Origin of the sequence: Streptomyces sp. NPDC020731, assembly GCF_044334705.1 — a bacterium.
GTDB lineage: Bacteria > Actinomycetota > Actinomycetes > Streptomycetales > Streptomycetaceae > Streptomyces.
On the sequence record NZ_JBIRTN010000002.1, the window covers coordinates 429,809 to 446,989 of the forward strand.

Annotated in this window: 14 protein-coding genes; 5 read left to right on the forward strand and 9 right to left on the reverse strand. The window is 72.2% G+C overall.

The window, feature by feature from the left end:
- The first annotated feature begins 17 nt into the window (after positions 1–17).
- From ACH4VX_RS04720 to ACH4VX_RS04730, 3 genes are all read left to right on the forward strand, one after another.
- The gene (locus ACH4VX_RS04720; protein WP_398365876.1) at positions 18–866 is read left to right on the forward strand and encodes a 3-hydroxyacyl-CoA dehydrogenase family protein; all 849 of its coding nucleotides are present in this window, start codon (positions 18–20) and stop codon (positions 864–866) included.
- Positions 867–1,020: 154 nt separating this feature from the next.
- The gene (locus ACH4VX_RS04725; protein ID WP_030223853.1) at positions 1,021–1,344 is read left to right on the forward strand and encodes an STAS domain-containing protein; all 324 of its coding nucleotides are present in this window, start codon (positions 1,021–1,023) and stop codon (positions 1,342–1,344) included.
- Positions 1,345–1,606: 262 nt separating this feature from the next.
- The gene (locus ACH4VX_RS04730; RefSeq protein WP_398365877.1) at positions 1,607–4,174 is read left to right on the forward strand and encodes an ATP-binding protein; all 2,568 of its coding nucleotides are present in this window, start codon (positions 1,607–1,609) and stop codon (positions 4,172–4,174) included.
- A gap of 67 nt (positions 4,175–4,241) precedes the next feature.
- Here the strand turns inward: ACH4VX_RS04730 and nucS are convergent, their stop codons facing one another.
- The gene (gene nucS, locus ACH4VX_RS04735; RefSeq protein ID WP_388390715.1) at positions 4,242–4,913 is read right to left on the reverse strand and encodes an endonuclease NucS; all 672 of its coding nucleotides are present in this window, start codon (positions 4,911–4,913) and stop codon (positions 4,242–4,244) included.
- A gap of 310 nt (positions 4,914–5,223) precedes the next feature.
- On the opposite strand from nucS, the gene ACH4VX_RS04740 reads away from it, so the two are divergent.
- Positions 5,224–5,616 carry an SCO5389 family protein gene (locus ACH4VX_RS04740; RefSeq protein WP_398365878.1) on the forward strand — a complete coding sequence of 131 codons (393 nt, stop codon included), beginning with the start codon at positions 5,224–5,226 and terminating at the stop codon, positions 5,614–5,616.
- 82 nt (positions 5,617–5,698) lie between these two features.
- Here the strand turns inward: ACH4VX_RS04740 and ACH4VX_RS04745 are convergent, their stop codons facing one another.
- Positions 5,699–6,727, reverse strand: a complete 1,029-nt coding sequence (locus ACH4VX_RS04745) for an LLM class flavin-dependent oxidoreductase (protein ID WP_398365879.1) — start codon at positions 6,725–6,727, stop codon at positions 5,699–5,701.
- A 240-nt stretch (positions 6,728–6,967) separates the two neighbouring features.
- Between ACH4VX_RS04745 and ACH4VX_RS04750 the strand changes: the two genes are divergently transcribed.
- The gene (locus ACH4VX_RS04750; protein WP_398365880.1) at positions 6,968–7,300 is read left to right on the forward strand and encodes an ATP/GTP-binding protein; all 333 of its coding nucleotides are present in this window, start codon (positions 6,968–6,970) and stop codon (positions 7,298–7,300) included.
- Positions 7,301–7,306: 6 nt separating this feature from the next.
- Here ACH4VX_RS04750 and ACH4VX_RS04755 read toward each other — a convergent pair whose 3' ends face one another.
- The 7 genes from ACH4VX_RS04755 to mce all read right to left on the reverse strand — a co-directional run bounded on the left by ACH4VX_RS04755 (position 7,307) and on the right by mce (position 17,075).
- A complete protein-coding gene (locus ACH4VX_RS04755; RefSeq protein ID WP_398365881.1) occupies positions 7,307–8,179 on the reverse strand; it encodes an ABC transporter permease subunit in 873 nt (290 codons plus the stop codon).
- On the reverse strand, positions 8,176–9,411 hold the full coding sequence (locus tag ACH4VX_RS04760; protein WP_398365882.1) for an ABC transporter ATP-binding protein: 1,236 nt from the start codon (positions 9,409–9,411) through the stop codon (positions 8,176–8,178). Before ACH4VX_RS04760 ends, ACH4VX_RS04755 begins: the two co-directional genes overlap by 4 nt.
- A 120-nt stretch (positions 9,412–9,531) precedes the next feature.
- Complete coding sequence (locus tag ACH4VX_RS04765) at positions 9,532–10,305, reverse strand: ABC transporter permease (RefSeq protein ID WP_398365883.1); 774 nt, start codon at positions 10,303–10,305, stop codon at positions 9,532–9,534.
- Positions 10,306–10,307: 2 nt separating this feature from the next.
- On the reverse strand, positions 10,308–11,261 hold the full coding sequence (locus tag ACH4VX_RS04770) for an ABC transporter ATP-binding protein (RefSeq protein ID WP_398365884.1): 954 nt from the start codon (positions 11,259–11,261) through the stop codon (positions 10,308–10,310).
- Positions 11,262–11,335: 74 nt separating this feature from the next.
- Positions 11,336–12,274 (reverse strand): cellulose-binding protein, encoded by a 939-nt coding sequence (locus ACH4VX_RS04775; RefSeq protein WP_398365885.1) that lies wholly within the window; start codon positions 12,272–12,274, stop codon positions 11,336–11,338.
- A 187-nt stretch (positions 12,275–12,461) separates the two neighbouring features.
- A complete protein-coding gene (gene scy / locus ACH4VX_RS04780) occupies positions 12,462–16,340 on the reverse strand; it encodes a polarized growth protein Scy (RefSeq protein ID WP_398365886.1) in 3,879 nt (1,292 codons plus the stop codon).
- A 294-nt stretch (positions 16,341–16,634) separates the two neighbouring features.
- A complete protein-coding gene (gene mce / locus ACH4VX_RS04785) occupies positions 16,635–17,075 on the reverse strand; it encodes a methylmalonyl-CoA epimerase (RefSeq protein ID WP_398365887.1) in 441 nt (146 codons plus the stop codon).
- Between the last annotated feature and the right edge of the window lie 106 nt (positions 17,076–17,181).

Consider the following 17,181-nt stretch of genomic DNA (forward strand, 5'->3'; position numbering starts at 1 on the left):
ATCAGGGGAGTCGCACAGTGGCACGCAAGCTCGCCGTCATCGGGGCCGGTCTCATGGGGTCCGGCATCGCCCAGGTCTCCGCCCAGGCGGGCTGGGACGTCGTCCTGCGGGACGTCACCGACGAGGCACTCACGCGCGGCACCGACGGGATCAAGGCGTCGTACGACAAGTTCGTGAGCAAGGGCAAACTGGAGGCGCACGACGCCGACGCCGCCCTCGCCCGGATCACCGCCACCACCGACCTGGAGGCCTGCGCGGACGCGGACGTCGTGGTCGAGGCCGTGTTCGAGAAGCTCGAGGTCAAGCACGAGATCTTCCGGGCGCTCGACAAGATCGTGAAACCGGACGCCGTCCTCGCCTCCAACACCTCCGCCATCCCGATCACCAAGATCGCGGCCGTGACGGAGCGCCCGGAGCGGGTCGTCGGCACCCACTTCTTCTCGCCGGTCCCGATGATGCAGTTGTGCGAACTGGTCCGCGGCTACAAGACCAGCGACGAAACCCTCGCCAGGGCGCGGGAGTTCGCCGAGTCGGTCGGCAAGACCTGCATCGTCGTCAACCGCGACGTCGCCGGCTTCGTCACCACCCGCCTCATCTGCGCCCTCGTCGTCGAGGCCGCCAAGCTGTACGAGTCGGGCGTGGCGAGCGCCGAGGACATCGACCTGGCCTGCAAGCTGGGCTTCGGCCACGCCATGGGACCGCTGGCCACCGCGGACCTGACCGGCGTGGACATCCTGCTGCACGCCACGGGCAACATCTACACCGAGTCCCAGGACGAGAAGTTCGCCGCTCCCGAGCTGATGCGCCGGATGGTTGACGCCGGTGACATCGGCCGCAAGAGCGGGCAGGGCTTCTACGAGCACTGACACCGCGCACTCGCCCCGGCAGGCATCACACGCCGGGGTGAATTCGGTATCGGTTCGCTTACAGGTAGCAACCTCGGACGCCGCCACGCAGTCAGAGGTTGCATCACCGGCCATCAGGAAAAGCGGAGCACGAGACGCACCACGGGGAGCGCATATGTACATCAGGGGCGACCACGCCGAGCTGGTCGTCGGGGGCCGCCTCGACGTCCGCAGCGCGGCGGACGCCCGTACGGTCCTGCATTCGGCCGTCGACGACGGAGCCGGCGACCTGGTGCTGGACCTGTCCGATCTGGACTCCTGGGACGCCACCGGACTCGGTGTGATCATGGGGGCCCACCGACGGGCCGGCCGCTGCGGCCGGCGCCTGGTGCTGCGCGACGTACCGCCGCAGATGCAGCGCCTGTTGGTGGCCACCCGGCTGCACCGGATCCTGGCGATCGAGGGAGGCATCGGGGTGGACACACTGCCCCGCGTATGAGGGCGTACGGGTGCGGGACGGACGACCCCGAAGACCCGGACCGACCTCGGCGAACCGTGCGACGCGCGCACAATTCTCACGAGACCGTGATGTCCCGGACCGCGCGGTACCCCGGACTGTCGTAGATACTGAGCGAAGGTTTAGGGTTCGGCTGCCCGCTGCCTTGCAACCCTCGAGCGGGCCCGGACCAGAAGCGACAGCGCGGTGTGCGGCGAGGTCGGGAGGGGCTTCCACCACACGACGCTTTTGGGGGCTAGGACCTATGGACCCGAACAACCCGGGACCCGAGGAGTACGGCCACGAAGGTGGGGATACCTCCCGGCCGAGTCAATTCGAGACCGGGGGAGGCACCGCGCCACGCCAGCGTCCGCCCCGGGAATCCCTCACTTCCGACTTCGGACAGCACGCGCCCGCGCTCGCCCGTACGGTGCAGCTCGTCTCCGGCGACTTCCTGCTGACCGTCAACCCCGTCGACGGCAGCGAGATCGAGCCCTGCCCGCCCGCCGAACGGCCGGTCCGCCCCGTGAAGCTGACCGAGGCCGAGCGCGCCGAGGTCGAGCGGGCCGCCAGGCCGCCCGTCCCGCCGGGACCCGCGCAGCTCCCGCTGCCACTGCTGGCCCGTCAGGACGAGCGCGAGAAGCTGATCCGGCTGCTGGCCCGCGGCCGCTCCGTGCGCCTCACCGGCCCCGCCGGCTCCGGCCGCACCCGGCTCCTCGACATCGTCGCCGAGGACTGCGCGGACCTCGCCCCCGACGGCGTCGTCCGCCTGAACGGCCACCGCCGCTCCGCCGACGACCTGCTGTACGACCTCTTCCACGCCGTCCACAACGCCCCGCTGCACCGCCCGGACCGGGACGAACTCGCCGACTGCGTCCGTGAGATCGGCGCCGTCGTCGTCCTCGACGACCTGGAGTTCGGCGGCGCCGCCCTCGACGAGCTGCTGGACGCCACCCCCGAGTGCGCCTTCCTGTTCGGCGCCACCCCGGAGGTGCCCGAGCCGTCCGCAGGCGCCGGCGTCGAGGAGGTCGTCCTCCCCGGTCTCGACCGCGCGGCCAGTCTCGACCTGCTCAAGCACGCCGTCGGCCGGAGCCTCACCGAGGACGAGTCGAACTGGGCCGGCGACCTCTGGTTCGAGTCCGAGGGCCTGCCGCTGCGCTTCGTCCAGGCCGGTGCCCTGCTGCGACAGCGCGACCGGCTGCGGGCCGGCGCCGACGCCGTCGACGAGTTCGGCGTCTTCGAGGACGTACGGCCCGACGAGGCGTCCTACGACCCCGCGGACGGCGAGGAGGTGCCGCTGCCCTCGCTCGGCGAGGCAGCCGCCCCCGCCCCGCTGCTCGCCTCCCGGCTCAGCGCCTCCGCCCGCGCCACCCTGCGGTTCGCCGTCGCGCTCGGCGGCGAGGTACCCCACCAGGCGCATCTGCCCGCCCTGGTGGGCGACACCCACGCCGACGCCGCGCTCGGCGAGCTGGCCGCCTGCGGACTGGTCTCCCCGGCCGGCGCCCGCTACCGGCTCGCCGCCGGAGTCCCCGCCCAGCTGGAGGCCGCCGGATACGCCGACGGCGCCGAGGACCGGGCCCGCGCCGCCGCCCAGCACTACGCCTGGTGGACCGGGCACCCCTCGGTCACCCCGGAACGGGTCTGCGCCGAGGCCGACGCGGTGCTCGCCGCGCTCGCCGTGCTGTCGCCGCTCACCACGGCCACCACCGAGGGCGAGCGGAGCACGGCCGTGCGGCTGGCCCGTACCGCCGCGCCCGCGTTCGCCTCGGGCCTGTACTGGAGCGCCTGGGAGAAGGCGCTGCGGGCCGGCGCGGAGGCCTCCCGGCTCGCGGGGGACGTGGCGGAACAGGCCTACTTCCACCACGAACTCGGCATCCACGCGCTGTGCGCCGGACAGCTCGACCGGGCACGCGCCGAACTGGAGGCGTCCATCGGGCTGCGCGGCGCCCTCGCCGACAAGCGCGGCACCGTCGCCGGACGCAGGGCGCTGGCCCTGGTCGCCGACCGCTCGGGGACCCCGCTGACGATCACGCCGACCGCGGGCGAGGAGGTGCCCGAGGCCCACTACGAGGAGTCGGCCGCACCGCCCCGCGGGGTGCCGACGGCCTTCCCGGAGCTCCAGCCGCCCGCCGACACCGCCCTGGTCGTCCACCGCACGGTGGCGTCGCCGGCCACGCCGCAGGCCAAGCCGGGCGGCGGTCTCAAGGGGCTGGCCAGGCGCAACCTGGTGGCGGCCGGCGCGGGCGCGCTGCTCGTCGCCGTGCTGGGCACGGTGGTCACGCTCGGCGCCACGTCGGAGAACGACGCCGGCACCCCGTCCGAGAACGTCGGCGTCAACCCCTCCGCCAGCCAGGGCGTCGACGACGGCAGTCTCGGTGCCGACCGGGCGGCCGAGGACGACGACGACACCGGCGAGGCCACCGGCCGGCCGACCGACCCGGGCCCGGACGGCACCCTGGGCACGTCCGACGACCCGACGCCCACGGCCGGCGAGTCGGGGGAGCCGTCGGACGGCCCGAGCGGGACGGCCGAGCCGGACGATCCGACCAAGTCGCCGACGAAGAAGCCGACGAAGTCACCGACGTCGAAGCCGTCGTCGTCCGAGCCGCCCACGTCCCCGGACCCGGACCCGGACCCGGACCCGTCCGAGCCGGACCCGTCCGGCGAGCCGACCGACCCCGGGACGCCCACGACGCCCACGGAGGAACCCCCGCCGCCGTCCAACAGCAACTCCGCGAGCGGTTCCACCTCGTCCTCTCCCGTGGAAACGAGTGCGAGCGCCCCGCAGGGCGGCGACGCGGGCACGCCCGGCGGCCCGGAACAGGTGATCTGACGCCGTAGGCACGTGTGAGGGGCCGGGTTCCCGACGGAACCCGGCCCCTCACACGTGCCTGAGCGGCTCAGAACAGCCGCAGTTTGTCGTCCTCGATGCCGCGCATCGCGTCGTAGTCGAGGACCTGGCAGCCGATGCCCCGGTCGGTCGCGAGGACCCGGGCCTGCGGCTTGATCTCCTGCGCGGCGAAGACGCCCCGCACCGGGGCGAGATGGGGATCGCGGTTCAGCAGTTCCAGGTAGCGCGTGAGCTGTTCCACGCCGTCGATCTCGCCGCGCCGCTTGATCTCCACCGCGACGGTCCGCCCCTCGGCGTCCCGGCACAGGATGTCGACCGGGCCGATCGCCGTCATGTACTCGCGGCGGATGAGGGTGTAGCCCTCGCCGAGGATCTCGATGCGGTCGGCGAGCAGTTCCTGGAGGTGCGCTTCCACGCCGTCCTTGATCAGGCCGGGGTCGACGCCCAGTTCGTGCGAGGAGTCGTGGAGGATCTCCTCCATCGTGATGATGAGCTTCTCGCCCGCCTTGTTGACGACGGTCCAGACGCCCTCCTCGTCGCCGGTGCCCTCCTTCAGCGCGCAGGGCGGCGACATCCAGTTCAGGGGCTTGTAGGCCCGGTCGTCGGCGTGGATCGAGACGCTGCCGTCCGCCTTGACCAGGATGAGACGGGGTGCCGACGGCAGGTGCGCGGTGAGCCGCCCGGCGTAGTCCACGGAGCAGCGGGCAATGACGAGACGCATGGTCGGCAACGCTACTCGACCGGTGGGGGTCGAGGCGATTCGCCCTCGCAGGGGACGCGGTCCGTCCTCACACGTGCCCCGCGGGACCCGTGGGGCACGTCCTGAATCTCCTGGAAAACGCGTGTTCGGCGGTGGCCGATTACCGGCCCACAGGAAGTCCCGCATCCGGGCATTCGCCTGGTGCCGTCACCGTCCGGTGCTTACGGTATTGAACGGGAGGTCGCGAACCGTGTACGCAGCGTGCCCGATTCCGCGCACTCCCTTATCTGTCAGGCAACCCCTGTTCGTTGGGGGTGCGAGAGGAGAACCCATGTCGCTCGACGTCTCACCGGCCCTACTCGAACAGGCCGAGCGAGGCGAGGTCGACGAAGCTGAATTCGTCGACTGCGTCCGGACCTCCCTGCCCTTCGCGTGGGAGATGATCAGCTCCCTGGTGGCCCAGTTGAAGGTGGACGGCGGAGCCTTCGCCGACAACCAGACGCCCCCGCCGGACGAGCAGGCACGCGGTCAGCTGCTGCGTGCGCTCGCGAGTGACGCGATACGCGGCGCGCTGCAACGCCACTTCGGTGTACGGCTGGCCTTCCAGAACTGCCACCGGGTGGCGGTGTTCCCGCTCGACTCCTCGGTCGACGAGAGGCTCGCCCGTTTCACCTCGGTGCGCGCTCAGGTACTGAACCAGTCGGCGGAACTGCGCGACTGCTGACGCGCTCCATCGTTCGCTTGCCGCTCCGTACGCGGGAGGTGCGGTTGTACCGGGGCGGCAAGCATGCGTGAACCCCGCTCGCTCAGTCGAGTCGGGGGAGTACCTCGGCTCCGAGCCGCCGTACGTTCTCCTCGGTCGCCGCCAGGTCGCCGGAGCCCTCGACGAGCAGGGCGAAGCGGGAGATGCCGGTCCGCTCGCTGGTCGCGGCGAGCCGGTCGGCGCACAGCCGCGGGGGGCCCACCGGGTGCAGGCCGCAGAGGAGTTCGGTGTACGCCAGCGGGTCGCGCATCCGCCGCTGCCGCCCGTCCACCGTGACATGGGCCTCGAGGCCCTGCCTCAGCCAGCCGGGCATCGCCTTCATCAGGGTCTCCGTCGCGTCCGTGCGCCGGTCCGCGATCTGGCAGATGCCGGCCGAGACATGGGCCGCGCGGTGGACCTCCCGGGCCGGCCGCCCGCAGGCGCGCGCGTGCCGCCGCCACAGGGCGACCATCTCGGCCTTCTCCTCGTCCCCGACGTGCATGCCGAGCAGCATCGGCAGCCCGCGCTCGGCGGCCAGCCGTACGCTCGCCGGGGAGGTGCAGGCGACCACGACCTCGGGACCCTCCGCCTCGTCCAGGGACTCCGACGGGCGGGGGACGACGGGCACCTCGCGGAACCGGAACCGCTCGCCGTCGGCCCCGACGGACGGTTCACGCAGCCAGCGCACCAGCAGATCGAGTGATTCGGGGAACCCCTTCTCGTACGCGTCGAGGCCGGCCCCGAACACCTCCAGGTCGACCCACGGCCCGCCGCGCCCGAGGCCCAGCGAGAACCGGCCGCCGCTCGTGATGTGCAGCAGCGCGGCCTGCTCGCCGAGGGCCACGGGGTGGACGGTGGGCAGCACGCTGACCGCCGTGCCGACCCGCAGCCGGCGGGTGCGGCCGAGCAGTAACGCGGCCAGGGTGATGGCCGACGGGCAGGTGCCGTAGGGCACGAAGTGGTGCTCGGCCAGCCAGACCGTGTCGAGCCCCGCCTCCTCGGCGACCTCGGCCGAGCGGACCGCGCGGTGCAGCGCCTCCCCCTCGCCCTGCCCGGGGAACTGGGCGGCCAACACGAAACTTCCAACGCGCATTGCTTCCTGCTTCCTTGGCTCCGACGCGGAGCTCCCCCGCAGGGCATAACCGCCCGACACGTGCCGAGGACACGGCCGGGCGAGGGACTTTGCGGATTGTCTGCAGAATCGGCCGTTCATGAGGGGTGCCGCATCACCACGGAGGGGACTTGTGACGATTGGTGCCGTACGCGTACCCCCGCGCGCGCCGCGTAGGCTGGACGCGGTCCCAGCATCCTGTATAGCCCCGTGAGGTGTCCTGTGTCCCCGCGTCGCAACCGACCGAAGGGAGCCGGTCCGTCCGGCCGGAGCACCGAGGACGACGGCTCCGGCCGCTACGGCGGCTGGCAGTCCATGGAGAGCTGGCAGGGCGACGAGTGGAGCGTGCGGCACGTGGCGGGCGCCAGTGCCCAGGGCAAGGCCTACCGGTGCCCCGGCTGCGACCAGTTGATCCCGGACGGAGTGCCGCACGTGGTGGCCTGGCCCGAGCACGCGGGCGTCGACGACCGCCGGCACTGGCACAAGGCGTGCTGGAACGCCAAGGACCGCCGCACCACGCGGGTGCGGCGGTCCCGTAACGCGCCGAGGTTCTGAAGGCTCCTACACGTCCCGCTTCTGCAGCAGGGCGAAGGCGCCGCCGAGCGCGGCGGCCGTGACGGCCAGCATGATCCACAGCGGGTCCCAGCCCGACGGGCCGGACTCGCTCAGCGAGTTGGCGTAGAAGATGCTCATCTGGTTCGGGATGGAGTACTCGAACAGCGCCTGCTGCACGTCCTCCAGCGAGGACGAGAACATGAACAGCGCGATCACCAGCGGGGCGAGCACGGCACCGATCATGATGGTGATGGCACCCGCCGAGTGCCGGATGACCGACCCGATCGCCAGCGACAGCGTGCCGAGCAGCGAGAGGTAGAGCGAGATGCCGATCGTGCCCTTCAGCCACTCCTCGCCGGTGGGCTCCTTGCCGTTGTGGCCCTCCAGCAGCGCCACGTGCAGGAAGCCGATCAGCGTGGCGCACACCAGGGTCACCACGAAGGCGATCAGGAAGAACACCAGGGCCTTCGCCAGGAGCACCCGTCCGCGCGAGGGGCAGGCGACCATCGTGGTGCGGATCATGCCGGTGCCGTACTCCGACGCCGTGGTCAGCACGCCCAGCGTGATGATGCACATGCTGCCGAGGAGCAGTCCGAAGAAGCCGAGGGACAGCGGGCTCTCGCCGCCCATGTCGGGGTCGGCGTTCGACACCACCAGGCCGGTCAGCAGACCGATGCCGACCACGAGCAGGACGAACACGCCCAGCGTCCACATGGTGGAGCGCACGGACTTGATCTTCGTCCACTCGGAGGCGAGCGCGTGCCCGAGATGCGTACGGACCACGGGGATCGGCGAGGTGTAGTTGGGGTACGGGGAGCCGGGCGCCGCCTGCCAGTCGGGTGCGGCGGCCGGTGGCATCGGGGGCGGGGGCGTGCTCATCGGGCGTCCTCGGGCTTGGTCAGGTCGGCGGCGGGAGCGGTCGGCGGCACGGCGGGCGGGGCCGCCGGAGCCGGGCCGGGCGGCGCCTGGGGCGCCTGCGGGGCGGGCTGCGCGTACGGGTTGGGCGCGGGGGCCCCAGGGGCGCCGTAGGGGCCCGCGGGGGCCCCCGCGGGCACACCCTGCGGCGCGGCGAAGGGCTGCCCGCCCTGCTGGGGCGGCGGCGGGGCGTACCAGCCGGGCTGGCCCTGTCCCGGAACCGGCATCGGCGGCTGCGCGCCGGGCGGCAGCTGCTGCTGGAGCCCGGCCTTCTGGTCGATGGTCGAGCGGTAGTCGACGGCGCCCTGCGTCATCCGCATGTACGCCTCCTCCAGCGAGGCCTGGTGCGGCGACAGCTCCCACAGCCGTACGTCGGAGTCGTGGGCGATGTCGCTGATGCGCGGCAGCGCCAGTCCCGTCACCCGCAGCGCGCCGTCCTGCTCGGGCAGCACATGGCCGCCGGCCTCGGTGATCGCGGCGGACAGCTTCTCGCGCTGCTGCGGCTCGGTGTCGGGGGTGCGCACGCGCGCGAAGTCGGCGGAGTTGGCGGAGATGAAGTCCGTCACGCTCATGTCGGAGAGCAGCTGTCCGCGCCCGATGACGATGAGGTGGTCGGCGGTCAGCGCCATCTCGCTCATCAGGTGGGAGGAGACGAAGACCGTACGGCCCTCGGCGGCCAGCGCCTTCATCAGGTTGCGCACCCAGAGGATGCCCTCGGGGTCGAGGCCGTTGACCGGCTCGTCGAACAGCAGCACCTGGGGGTCGCCGAGCAGCGCGGCCGCGATGCCGAGCCGCTGGCCCATGCCCAGGGAGAAGCCCTTGGACCGCCTGCGCGCCACGTCGTGCAGGCCCACCACGCCCAGCACCTCGTCCACGCGCCGGGCCGGGATGCCCGACAGCTGGGCCAGGCTCAGCAGGTGGCTGCGGGCGGACCGGCCGCCGTGCACCGCCTTGGCGTCCAGCAGCGCGCCGACCTGACGGGGGGCGTTGGGCAGCTTGCGGTACGGGTAGCCGCCGATCGTGACCTGTCCCGCGCTGGGGTTGTCCAGACCGAGGATCATCCGCATCGTCGTCGACTTGCCCGAGCCGTTGGGGCCCAGGAACCCGGTGACGGCGCCGGGCCGCACCTGGAAGGAAAGGTTGTACACAGCGGTCTTGTCGCCGTACCGCTTGGTCAGGCCGACTGCCTCGATCATGCTCCGCACCCATCGAAAGGTTCAGGACAGCAGGGCACACGCCCCCGTAAGGGTTAGGAGGATATCGAGGCGCTGACGGTTCCGCTCAAGTCGAGGTAAAAACCGGTCCCGCGCGGTCACTCACTGGGCGTCGCGCCTCTTCAGCAGCACGTAGCCGCCGGCGACCGCCGCGAGCACCCAGAGCGCCATGATGCCGAGGCCGCCCCAGGGCCCGTACGGGGTGTCGTCGTCGAGGGGCACCACCACCTGCATGATCCTGCTGCCCGCCTGGTCGGGCAGGAACCGGCCGACCTTCTCCGTGGCGTCGACGTTGCCGAGGATGTTGGAGATGAGGAAGAAGAACGGCATCAGGATGCCCAGCGACAGCATGGGGGAGCGCAGCATCGCGGCGACGCCCATCGAGAACAGCGCGATCAGCGTCATGTAGAGGCCACCGCCGATGACCGCCCGCAGCACCCCGTCGTCCCCGAGGGACGCCTTGTGCTCGCCGAGCATCGCCTGGCCCAGGAAGAACGTGGCGAAGCCGGTGGCCATGGAGACGGCGAGGGCGAGCGCGGTGGCGACCGCCAGCTTGCTCAGCAGGAACGTGCCGCGCCGGGGGACGGCCGCCAGCGAGGAGCGGATCATGCCGGTGCTGTACTCGTTCGACACCACCAGCACCCCGAACACGATCATCGCGAGCTGGCCGAGGCTCATCCCGGCGAAGCTGATGAACGTCGGGTCGAAGGAGAGCCGGTCCCGTGCGCCCATGGTCTCGAACTCGTTCCTCGACAACGCCGAGATCAGCATGCCGAGCGCGATGGTGACGACCACCGCCAGGGAGAGGGTCCACACCGTGGACGCCACCGACCGGATCTTGGTCCACTCGGACCGGACGACCTGCGCCACCGCCATGCTCAGCCCCTCTTCCGGTCGTCGCCCCACTGCCGCGGGGGCCCGGGGGCGTCGGTGTGCGCGTGGTACTCCACCGACTCCGCGGTCAACCGCATGAACGCCTCCTCCAGGGAGGCCTGCTGGGGGCTCAGCTCGTGCAGCACCAGCTGGTGCCGGGCCGCCAGCTCCCCGATGTACTCGGCCTTGGAGCCGTCCACCTCCAGCGCCCCGTCGCCGCTCTCCACGGCGGTGATCCCGGCCTGGTGCAGCACGTCGAGCAGCCGCTCGCGCTGCGGGCCGCGGACCCGGACGTACGAGCGGGAGTTGCGCTCGATGAACTCGGCCATGGAGGTGTCGGCGAGCAGCCGGCCCTGGCCGATGACGACGAGGTGGTCGGCGGTCAGCGCCATCTCGCTCATCAGGTGGGAGGAGACGAAGACCGTACGGCCCTGGGCGGCGAGCGATTTCATCAGCGTGCGGATCCAGTGGATGCCCTCGGGGTCGAGGCCGTTGACGGGCTCGTCGAACATCAGGATCCGGGGGTCGCCGAGCAGCGCGGCCGCGATGCCGAGCCGCTGGCCCATGCCGAGCGAGAACCCCTTGGCCTTCTTCCGCGCCACCGCCGTCAGCCCGACCGCGTCCAGCACCTCGTGCACCCGCTGCCGCGGGATGCCGTTGCTCTGCGCGAGGCACAGCAGGTGGTGGTACGCGCTGCGGCCCGGGTGCACGCCCTTGGCCTCCAGCAGGGCGCCGATGTACGTCAGCGGGTCCTTGAGCCGGTCGTAGCGCGTGCCGTCGATCCGCACGTCCCCGGCGGTCGGGTGGTCCAGGCCCAGGATCATCCGCATGGTGGTCGACTTGCCGGCACCGTTCGGGCCGAGGAAGCCCGTGACGATGCCCGGTCCGACCGTGAACGTCAGATCCCTGACCGCCACCTTCTCGCCGTACCGCTTGGTCAGCCCCTCGAGCTCGATCATGCGGCCACGCTAGAACGGGACAAAGCCCTCTGCCACCTCAGTGGCAGAGGGCTTCGCCGATACGTCGGTCGCCGTTACCGGGACTGCTGGGCCGGAACCCCGCGGGAGACCGGCTCGTCCTCGGTGGAGGGCGCACCGGTCGCGGCCACCGCGGCACCCGTGAGCGTGGCGAGCATCTCGCGGACGTTCGTCAGCTGGGCGTTGATCGAGTCGCGGCGGTTGGTCAGCGCCGCGAGCTCACGCTCGGATTCCGAACGGATCCGGTCGGCCTTGGCGTTGGCGTCGGCCACGATGTCCTCGGCCTGGCGCTGCGCGGTCTCCACCGTCTGGCGGGCACGGCGCTCGGCGTCGGTGCGCAGCTTCTCGGCCTCAAGACGCAGCTGCTCCGCGCGGTGCTCGATCTCCGCGAGGCGCTTCTCGGCCTTCTGCTGACGCGACGCGAGGTCGCGCTCGGACTGCTCGCGGCGCTTGGCGAGGTTCGTCTCGAAGTCGGCGGCGGCCTGCGCGGCCTTGGCGCGGGTCTCCTCGAAGAGGGCGTCCGCCTCCTCCCGCTTGGACTGGGCATCCCTCTGCGCGTCGGAACGCAGCTGCGACGCCTCGCCCTGGGCCTTCTCGACGATCCGGACGCCCTCGTCCTCCGCCTTCGACTTGCGCTCGGCGGCGTACGACTCGGCGTCGTTGCGCACCTGCTGGGCGGCCGACTCGGCGAGCTCGCGGTGCTGCTCCGCCGCGCGCCGGGCCTCCTCGCGCAGGTCCTTCGCCTCCTCCTCGGCGAGGCGGAGGATCTTCTCCACGCGTGCGCCGAGACCCGCGTACGACGGCTCGGCGTCGTTGACCTGGGCCTGGGCGTTCTGCGTCTCGAGGTGGAGCTCTTCGATGCGCTTTTCCAGAGCGGTGATGCGGGCGAGAGCGCTGTCACGGTCGGAGACGAGCTTGGAGATACGTTCGTCCACCTGAGCGCGGTCGTACCCACGCCGCACAAGCTCGAAGCCGTAGGGGGAAGTGTCGCTCATGGGGTTCCTGTCGAATGAGACCGGTGAGGTGATAGGTGGAATCCTAGGGGCCGAAGCGCTGTGTCATCGAGCGGATGCACGTTTGATACGGAGAATGACACCCCTTTTGAGTGGCTCGCCACCGGAAGGCTTGCCAATGTCATGGTCAAAGCCCTCACCGTACAAGGGTTTTCGTCCGCTTTGCCAGCTATTCCGATGACTTGCCACCCGTACGGGTAGCACCCGCGGTGGCCCCCGCCTTGACCCCGTTGTCCTTGGCACCTCCGGGCGCCTCGAAGGACTCCAGCGCCTCCAGCACATCCTGCACGCGGGAGATCTCGGCGTTGATGTCCTCGCGACGCCGCACCAGCACCTCCAGCTCGCGCTTGCCCTCCTCGACCGTGCGCCGCGCCTCCCGGACCGCCTCGGCCCTCAGCTCCTCGGCCTCCTTCACCAGGCTGGCCTTCTTCTGCTCCGCCTCCTTCAGCAGCGCCTCGGCCTTCTTCACGGCGGCGATACGCACCTTGCCCGCCTCGGAGTTCGCCTCGGAGACGATCTCCCTGGCCTTCGCCTCCGCCTTGGCGAGCTGGTCCTCGGCGGCCTTGATGAGCGCGTCGCAGCGGTCGCCCGTCGACTTCATCGTCTCCGCAGCCTCACGGCGGGCCCGCTCGTGCAGCTCCTCGATCTCACCGGTGATCCGGTTGCGCAGCTCCTCCGCGCGCTCCCTGATCTGCGTCGCGTCCCGGCGCGCGCCGACCAGCAGCTCGTCCGCGTCCGTACGGGCCTTCTCCACCCGCGAGTTGCCCTCGATCGTGGCCCGGGACACCAGCCGGTCGGCCTCGCTGCGGGCCGCGCCGACCATCGTGTCCGCCTGTGCCTCGGCGTCCGCCGTCGTCTTCAGCGCCTGCTGCTGCGCCTCGGTGAGCAGCTTGTCCGCCTCGGCGGTGGTCTCCGTGATGAGCGTGTCCACCTGCTCGGCCGCCTCGGAACGCCGCTTGTTGGCGTCCTTGCGGGCCTCGTCCAGCGTCCGCTCCGCCTCCCCGCGCGCGGCGGACACCATCCGCTCGGCCTCCGACTCCGCGTCGGATCTGACCCGCTCGGACTCCCGGCGGATCCGCTCCGCGTGCGCCTGCGCCGACCCGACCGTCTCCGCCGCCTCGGCCCGCAGCCGCTCCGCGTCCCCGGTGGCGTCCGCGATCAGCCGCTCCGCCCTGGACACCGACTCCGACCGCACCCGCTCGGCCTCGGCGACCGTCTCCGCGCGCAGCCGGTCGGTCTCCGCGATCGTCTCTTCGGTGAGCCGCTCCGCCTCACTGCGGGCCTCGGTGATGAGGGTGTCCGCCTGCGTCGCCGCGTCCGAACGCATCCGGTTGGCGTCCTCACGGGCGTCCGCCCGGGTGCGCGCCGCGGCCTGCTCCGCCTCGGCGATCGCGTCCGACGCCTCCGTACGCACCCGCTGGGCGTGCTCGGACACATCCGTACGGATCCGCTCGGCCTCCGTGATGGCCTCGGACACCGTCCGCTCGGCCAGCGCCTTCGCGGCCTCCGTCTCCTCCTGCGCCTCGCGCCGCAGCCGGCCCGCGTCCTCGCTCGCCCGCTCCCGCTCCGCGTAGGCGTCGGTGCGGACCCGGTCCGCCTCCTCCTCGGCCTCACGGCGCGTCCGCTCCGCCACGTGCTCGGCGGCGCTGCGCAGCCCGGCGATCTCCTCCTGGGCCTGCTCGTGCAGCCCCGCGACGGAGTCCCGCACCTGCTGGGCGTGGAGCTCGGCCGCCGACACCATCTCGGTGGCGCGCCGGTCGGCCTCCTCGACCAGCCGTACGGCCTCGGCCTGCGCCTCCTCCACGCGGGTGCGCGCCGACGCCAGCAGCTCCTCGCTCTGCTCGCGGGCCCGCTCGCGCTCCTGGTCGGCCTCCTGCCGGGCCGCACCGAGGAGTTCCTCGGCCTCACGGCGGCGCCGGGCGGCCTCCTCCTGCGCGGCGGCCAGCGCCTGGGACGCCTCCGTGCCGATCCGCTCGGCGGCGGCCTGCGCCTCCGCGCGCATCCGGTCGGCGCTGTCCTGCGCCTCCGACTTCAGCCGCTCCGCCTCGGCCGCGGCCTCCGACCGCAGCCGCACGGCGACGGACTCGCCCTCCGCGCGGGACACCGACGCGTCCGCGGCGGCCTCGTCACGCAGCCGCTCGGCCTCCGCCTCCGCCTGCTGCCGCAGCGTACGGATCCGCTCGGCGGCCTCCGCGCGCAGCCGCTCGGTCTCCTCGGACGCCTCCCGGCGGATCCGGGCGGCCTCCTCACGCGCGTCGCTCAGCGCCTGCTCGGCGGCGGCGAGCCGCTCCTCGGCCTCCGAGTGCAGCCGCGTCAGCTCCCCGGCGGCCTCCGCGCGGCGGGCCTCGACGGCCCGCTCGGTCTCCTCGCGCAGCTCACGCGCGGCCCGCTCGGCGTCCTCCTTGAGCGCGTCGGCCTGCTCGACGGCCTCCGCGCGGTGCCGCTCGGCCTCCTGGCGGGTGCGCTCCAGCGTCTCCTCGGCCTGCCGGCGCAGCGTCGTAGCGCGCTCGATGGCCTCGGTGCGGACCTTCTCGCTGTCCGTCTGCGCGGTGGAGCGCAGTTCGTCGGCGTCCGCCTTCGCCTTGGCGAGCAGCTCCTCGGCGGACTTCGCCGCCTCCTCGATCTGCGCCACGGCCTCCTTGCGGGCCTCCGCGCGGATCTTCTCGCCCTCGGCGACCGCGTCGGCGCGCAGCTGCTCGGCCTCGCCGCGCAGCCGGCGGGCCTCCTCCTGCAGCTCGACCGTCTTGGCGCGGTACTCCTTGGTGTCGTCCTTCGCCGTGCCCTTGAGCTGCTCGGCGATGTCGTGCGCCTCGGCGCGCAGCCGGTCCGCCTCGGTCTCGGCCTCCCGGCGGATCCGCTCGGCCTCCTCGGCCGCCGCCCTGGTGGTCCGCTTGGCCTCCTCCGACGCCTTGTTGAGCACGTCCTCGGCGGTCTTGGCCGCCTTGGACAGCTGCGTCGCGGACTCCTCCGCGGTGATCGTGCGGGCCTTCTCGGAGGCCTCGGCGACGATCCGCTCGGCCTGTGCGCGGGCGTCCGCGACCAGTTGCTCGGCGTCCGCCTTGGTGGCCTCCGCCTCCTTGGTGGCCTCGCTGACCAGCCGCGCCACCTGCTCCTTGGCGGTGCGCGTACGGGTCTCGTTGGCGGACTCGGCGGAGGAGAGCGCCTTCGAGGCGGACTCCTCCGCCTCGGCGAGCACCTTCTCCGCCTCGGCACGGGCCTCGCGCAGCGCGGCCTCGGCCTGCGACATCCGCTCCTCGGCGGCCCTGCTGAGCTCCTGTGCCCGACGGCGCGCGGACTCCGACTCGGCGGCCGTGGACGTCCGCAGCTGCTCGGCGTGGTCGGTGGCCTCCTGGGCCTGCGTGGAGGCGGCGTTCAACAACCGTTCGGCGTCCGCGCGGGCCCGGCGCAGAAGCTGCTCGGCCTCCGCCCGGGCCGACTCCGCCTCGCTCTGCAGCCGCTGCCGGGCCTCGGCCGTCAGCCGCTCCGCCTCCGCGCGGGCGGCGGCCATCGCCTGCTCGGTCTCCGCGCGGGACTCGTCGAGGAGCCGGCGGGCCTGCTGCTCGGTACGGGCGCGCAACTGCTCCGCCCAGGCCACGTTCTCGTTGACGTGCGACTCGACGGTCTGCCGGCGCTCCGCCAGCTCCTGGTCGAGCTGCTGGCGCCGGGTCACCGCCTCCTGGTGCAGCTCCGCCTGGAGCCGGGCCGCCTGCTCCGCGTGCTCCTGGAGGATCCGCTGGGTCTGCGCCCGCGCCTGGCTCAGCTCCCGCTCGGCGTCCGCGCGGAGCTGGTCGGCCTGCACCTGCGCGTTGCGCAGCAACTGCTCGGCCTGGTAGCCGATGTCACCGCCGTCGTACGCGGGCCGGGACATGATGGTGCGCCGCGCCTCGTGCAGCTTGGCGCGCAGCACCTCGACCTGGTAGCCGAGGTCCTCGGCGTGCTGGATCGCCTTTTCCCGCTCGGTCTTCAGCCGCTTCATCTCGGCTTCGAACCGAGAGAGGTGGTCGACGTCAGCCGCCGGCTCTCGCTCCTGGCTCTCGTAGCCCCGCACTGCGCGGTCCCATCCGTCCCCTGGTCGCAAGTCTGGCCGAGCTCCGTCCATCCGCCGGACGGGGCCCCCGGGGGAATGGTGTCAGATCAACGGCGGAGCATGGGCTGCTGCCCCGCGCCCGCCCCCCGAAACCCGGACCCCGGCGATCCCGCCGCCGAAGACGACGGGACATCGGTCCTTCTGTTTGGATCATGCCGGGCTTGCGGGGCCTGGCATGGTCCGAACGAAAGGACCATGGCCACCACGCATCGAGCGGCGACCGGACCCAACCCTACCGGCCCTTATGTACGTGGGTCAGTGCGCGGACGACTCAACGGGCGCCGAAGTGACCAGTTCTGTCAGTACGCCATGGCAGTCCTTGGGGTGCAGGAAGGTGATTCGTGACCCCATGGAGCCGCGCCGGGGCTCTTCGTACAGAACGCGTACGCCCTTGCCCTTGATGCCGGCGGCCTCCGCGTCCACATCCGCCGTACCGAAAGCGATGTGGTGGACGCCCTCGCCGTTCTTCGCCAGCCACTTGGCGACGGTGGAGTCCTCGCGGGTCGGCTCCAGCAGCTGCAGGTAGGAGGCCCCGCCGTCGGAGGTGTCGTTGATCTTGAGCATGGCCTCGCGCACGCCCTGCTCCTCGTTGACCTCGGAGTGGAACACCTCGAAGCCGTACGTGGCCCGGTAGAACTCCACCGTCCTGTCCAGGTCGAAACAGGCGATCCCGATGTGGTCGATTCGCGTCAGCATGGATTCAGTGCAGCGCTCCCGCGATGGTTACGCAACGTGCGCGCGATCACACCGAAAGGCCGATGACGTGGTCCACCGCACGTCAGTACATTCGAAGTAAACCCTC

What these genes read in the sequence shown, in the direction of transcription:
- ACH4VX_RS04725 (WP_030223853.1), top strand. Translation starts at nt 1,021, where the DNA reads ATGTACATCAGGGGCGACCACGCCGAGCTGGTCGTCGGGGGCCGCCTC.
- ACH4VX_RS04730 (WP_398365877.1), top strand. Translation starts at nt 1,607, where the DNA reads ATGGACCCGAACAACCCGGGACCCGAGGAGTACGGCCACGAAGGTGGG.
- nucS (WP_388390715.1), bottom strand. Translation starts at nt 4,913, where the DNA reads ATGCGTCTCGTCATTGCCCGCTGCTCCGTGGACTACGCCGGGCGGCTC.
- ACH4VX_RS04740 (WP_398365878.1), top strand. Translation starts at nt 5,224, where the DNA reads ATGTCGCTCGACGTCTCACCGGCCCTACTCGAACAGGCCGAGCGAGGC.
- ACH4VX_RS04745 (WP_398365879.1), bottom strand. Translation starts at nt 6,727, where the DNA reads ATGCGCGTTGGAAGTTTCGTGTTGGCCGCCCAGTTCCCCGGGCAGGGC.
- ACH4VX_RS04755 (WP_398365881.1), bottom strand. Translation starts at nt 8,179, where the DNA reads ATGAGCACGCCCCCGCCCCCGATGCCACCGGCCGCCGCACCCGACTGG.
- ACH4VX_RS04760 (WP_398365882.1), bottom strand. Translation starts at nt 9,411, where the DNA reads ATGATCGAGGCAGTCGGCCTGACCAAGCGGTACGGCGACAAGACCGCT.
- ACH4VX_RS04765 (WP_398365883.1), bottom strand. Translation starts at nt 10,305, where the DNA reads ATGGCGGTGGCGCAGGTCGTCCGGTCCGAGTGGACCAAGATCCGGTCG.
- ACH4VX_RS04770 (WP_398365884.1), bottom strand. Translation starts at nt 11,261, where the DNA reads ATGATCGAGCTCGAGGGGCTGACCAAGCGGTACGGCGAGAAGGTGGCG.
- ACH4VX_RS04775 (WP_398365885.1), bottom strand. Translation starts at nt 12,274, where the DNA reads ATGAGCGACACTTCCCCCTACGGCTTCGAGCTTGTGCGGCGTGGGTAC.
- mce (WP_398365887.1), bottom strand. Translation starts at nt 17,075, where the DNA reads ATGCTGACGCGAATCGACCACATCGGGATCGCCTGTTTCGACCTGGAC.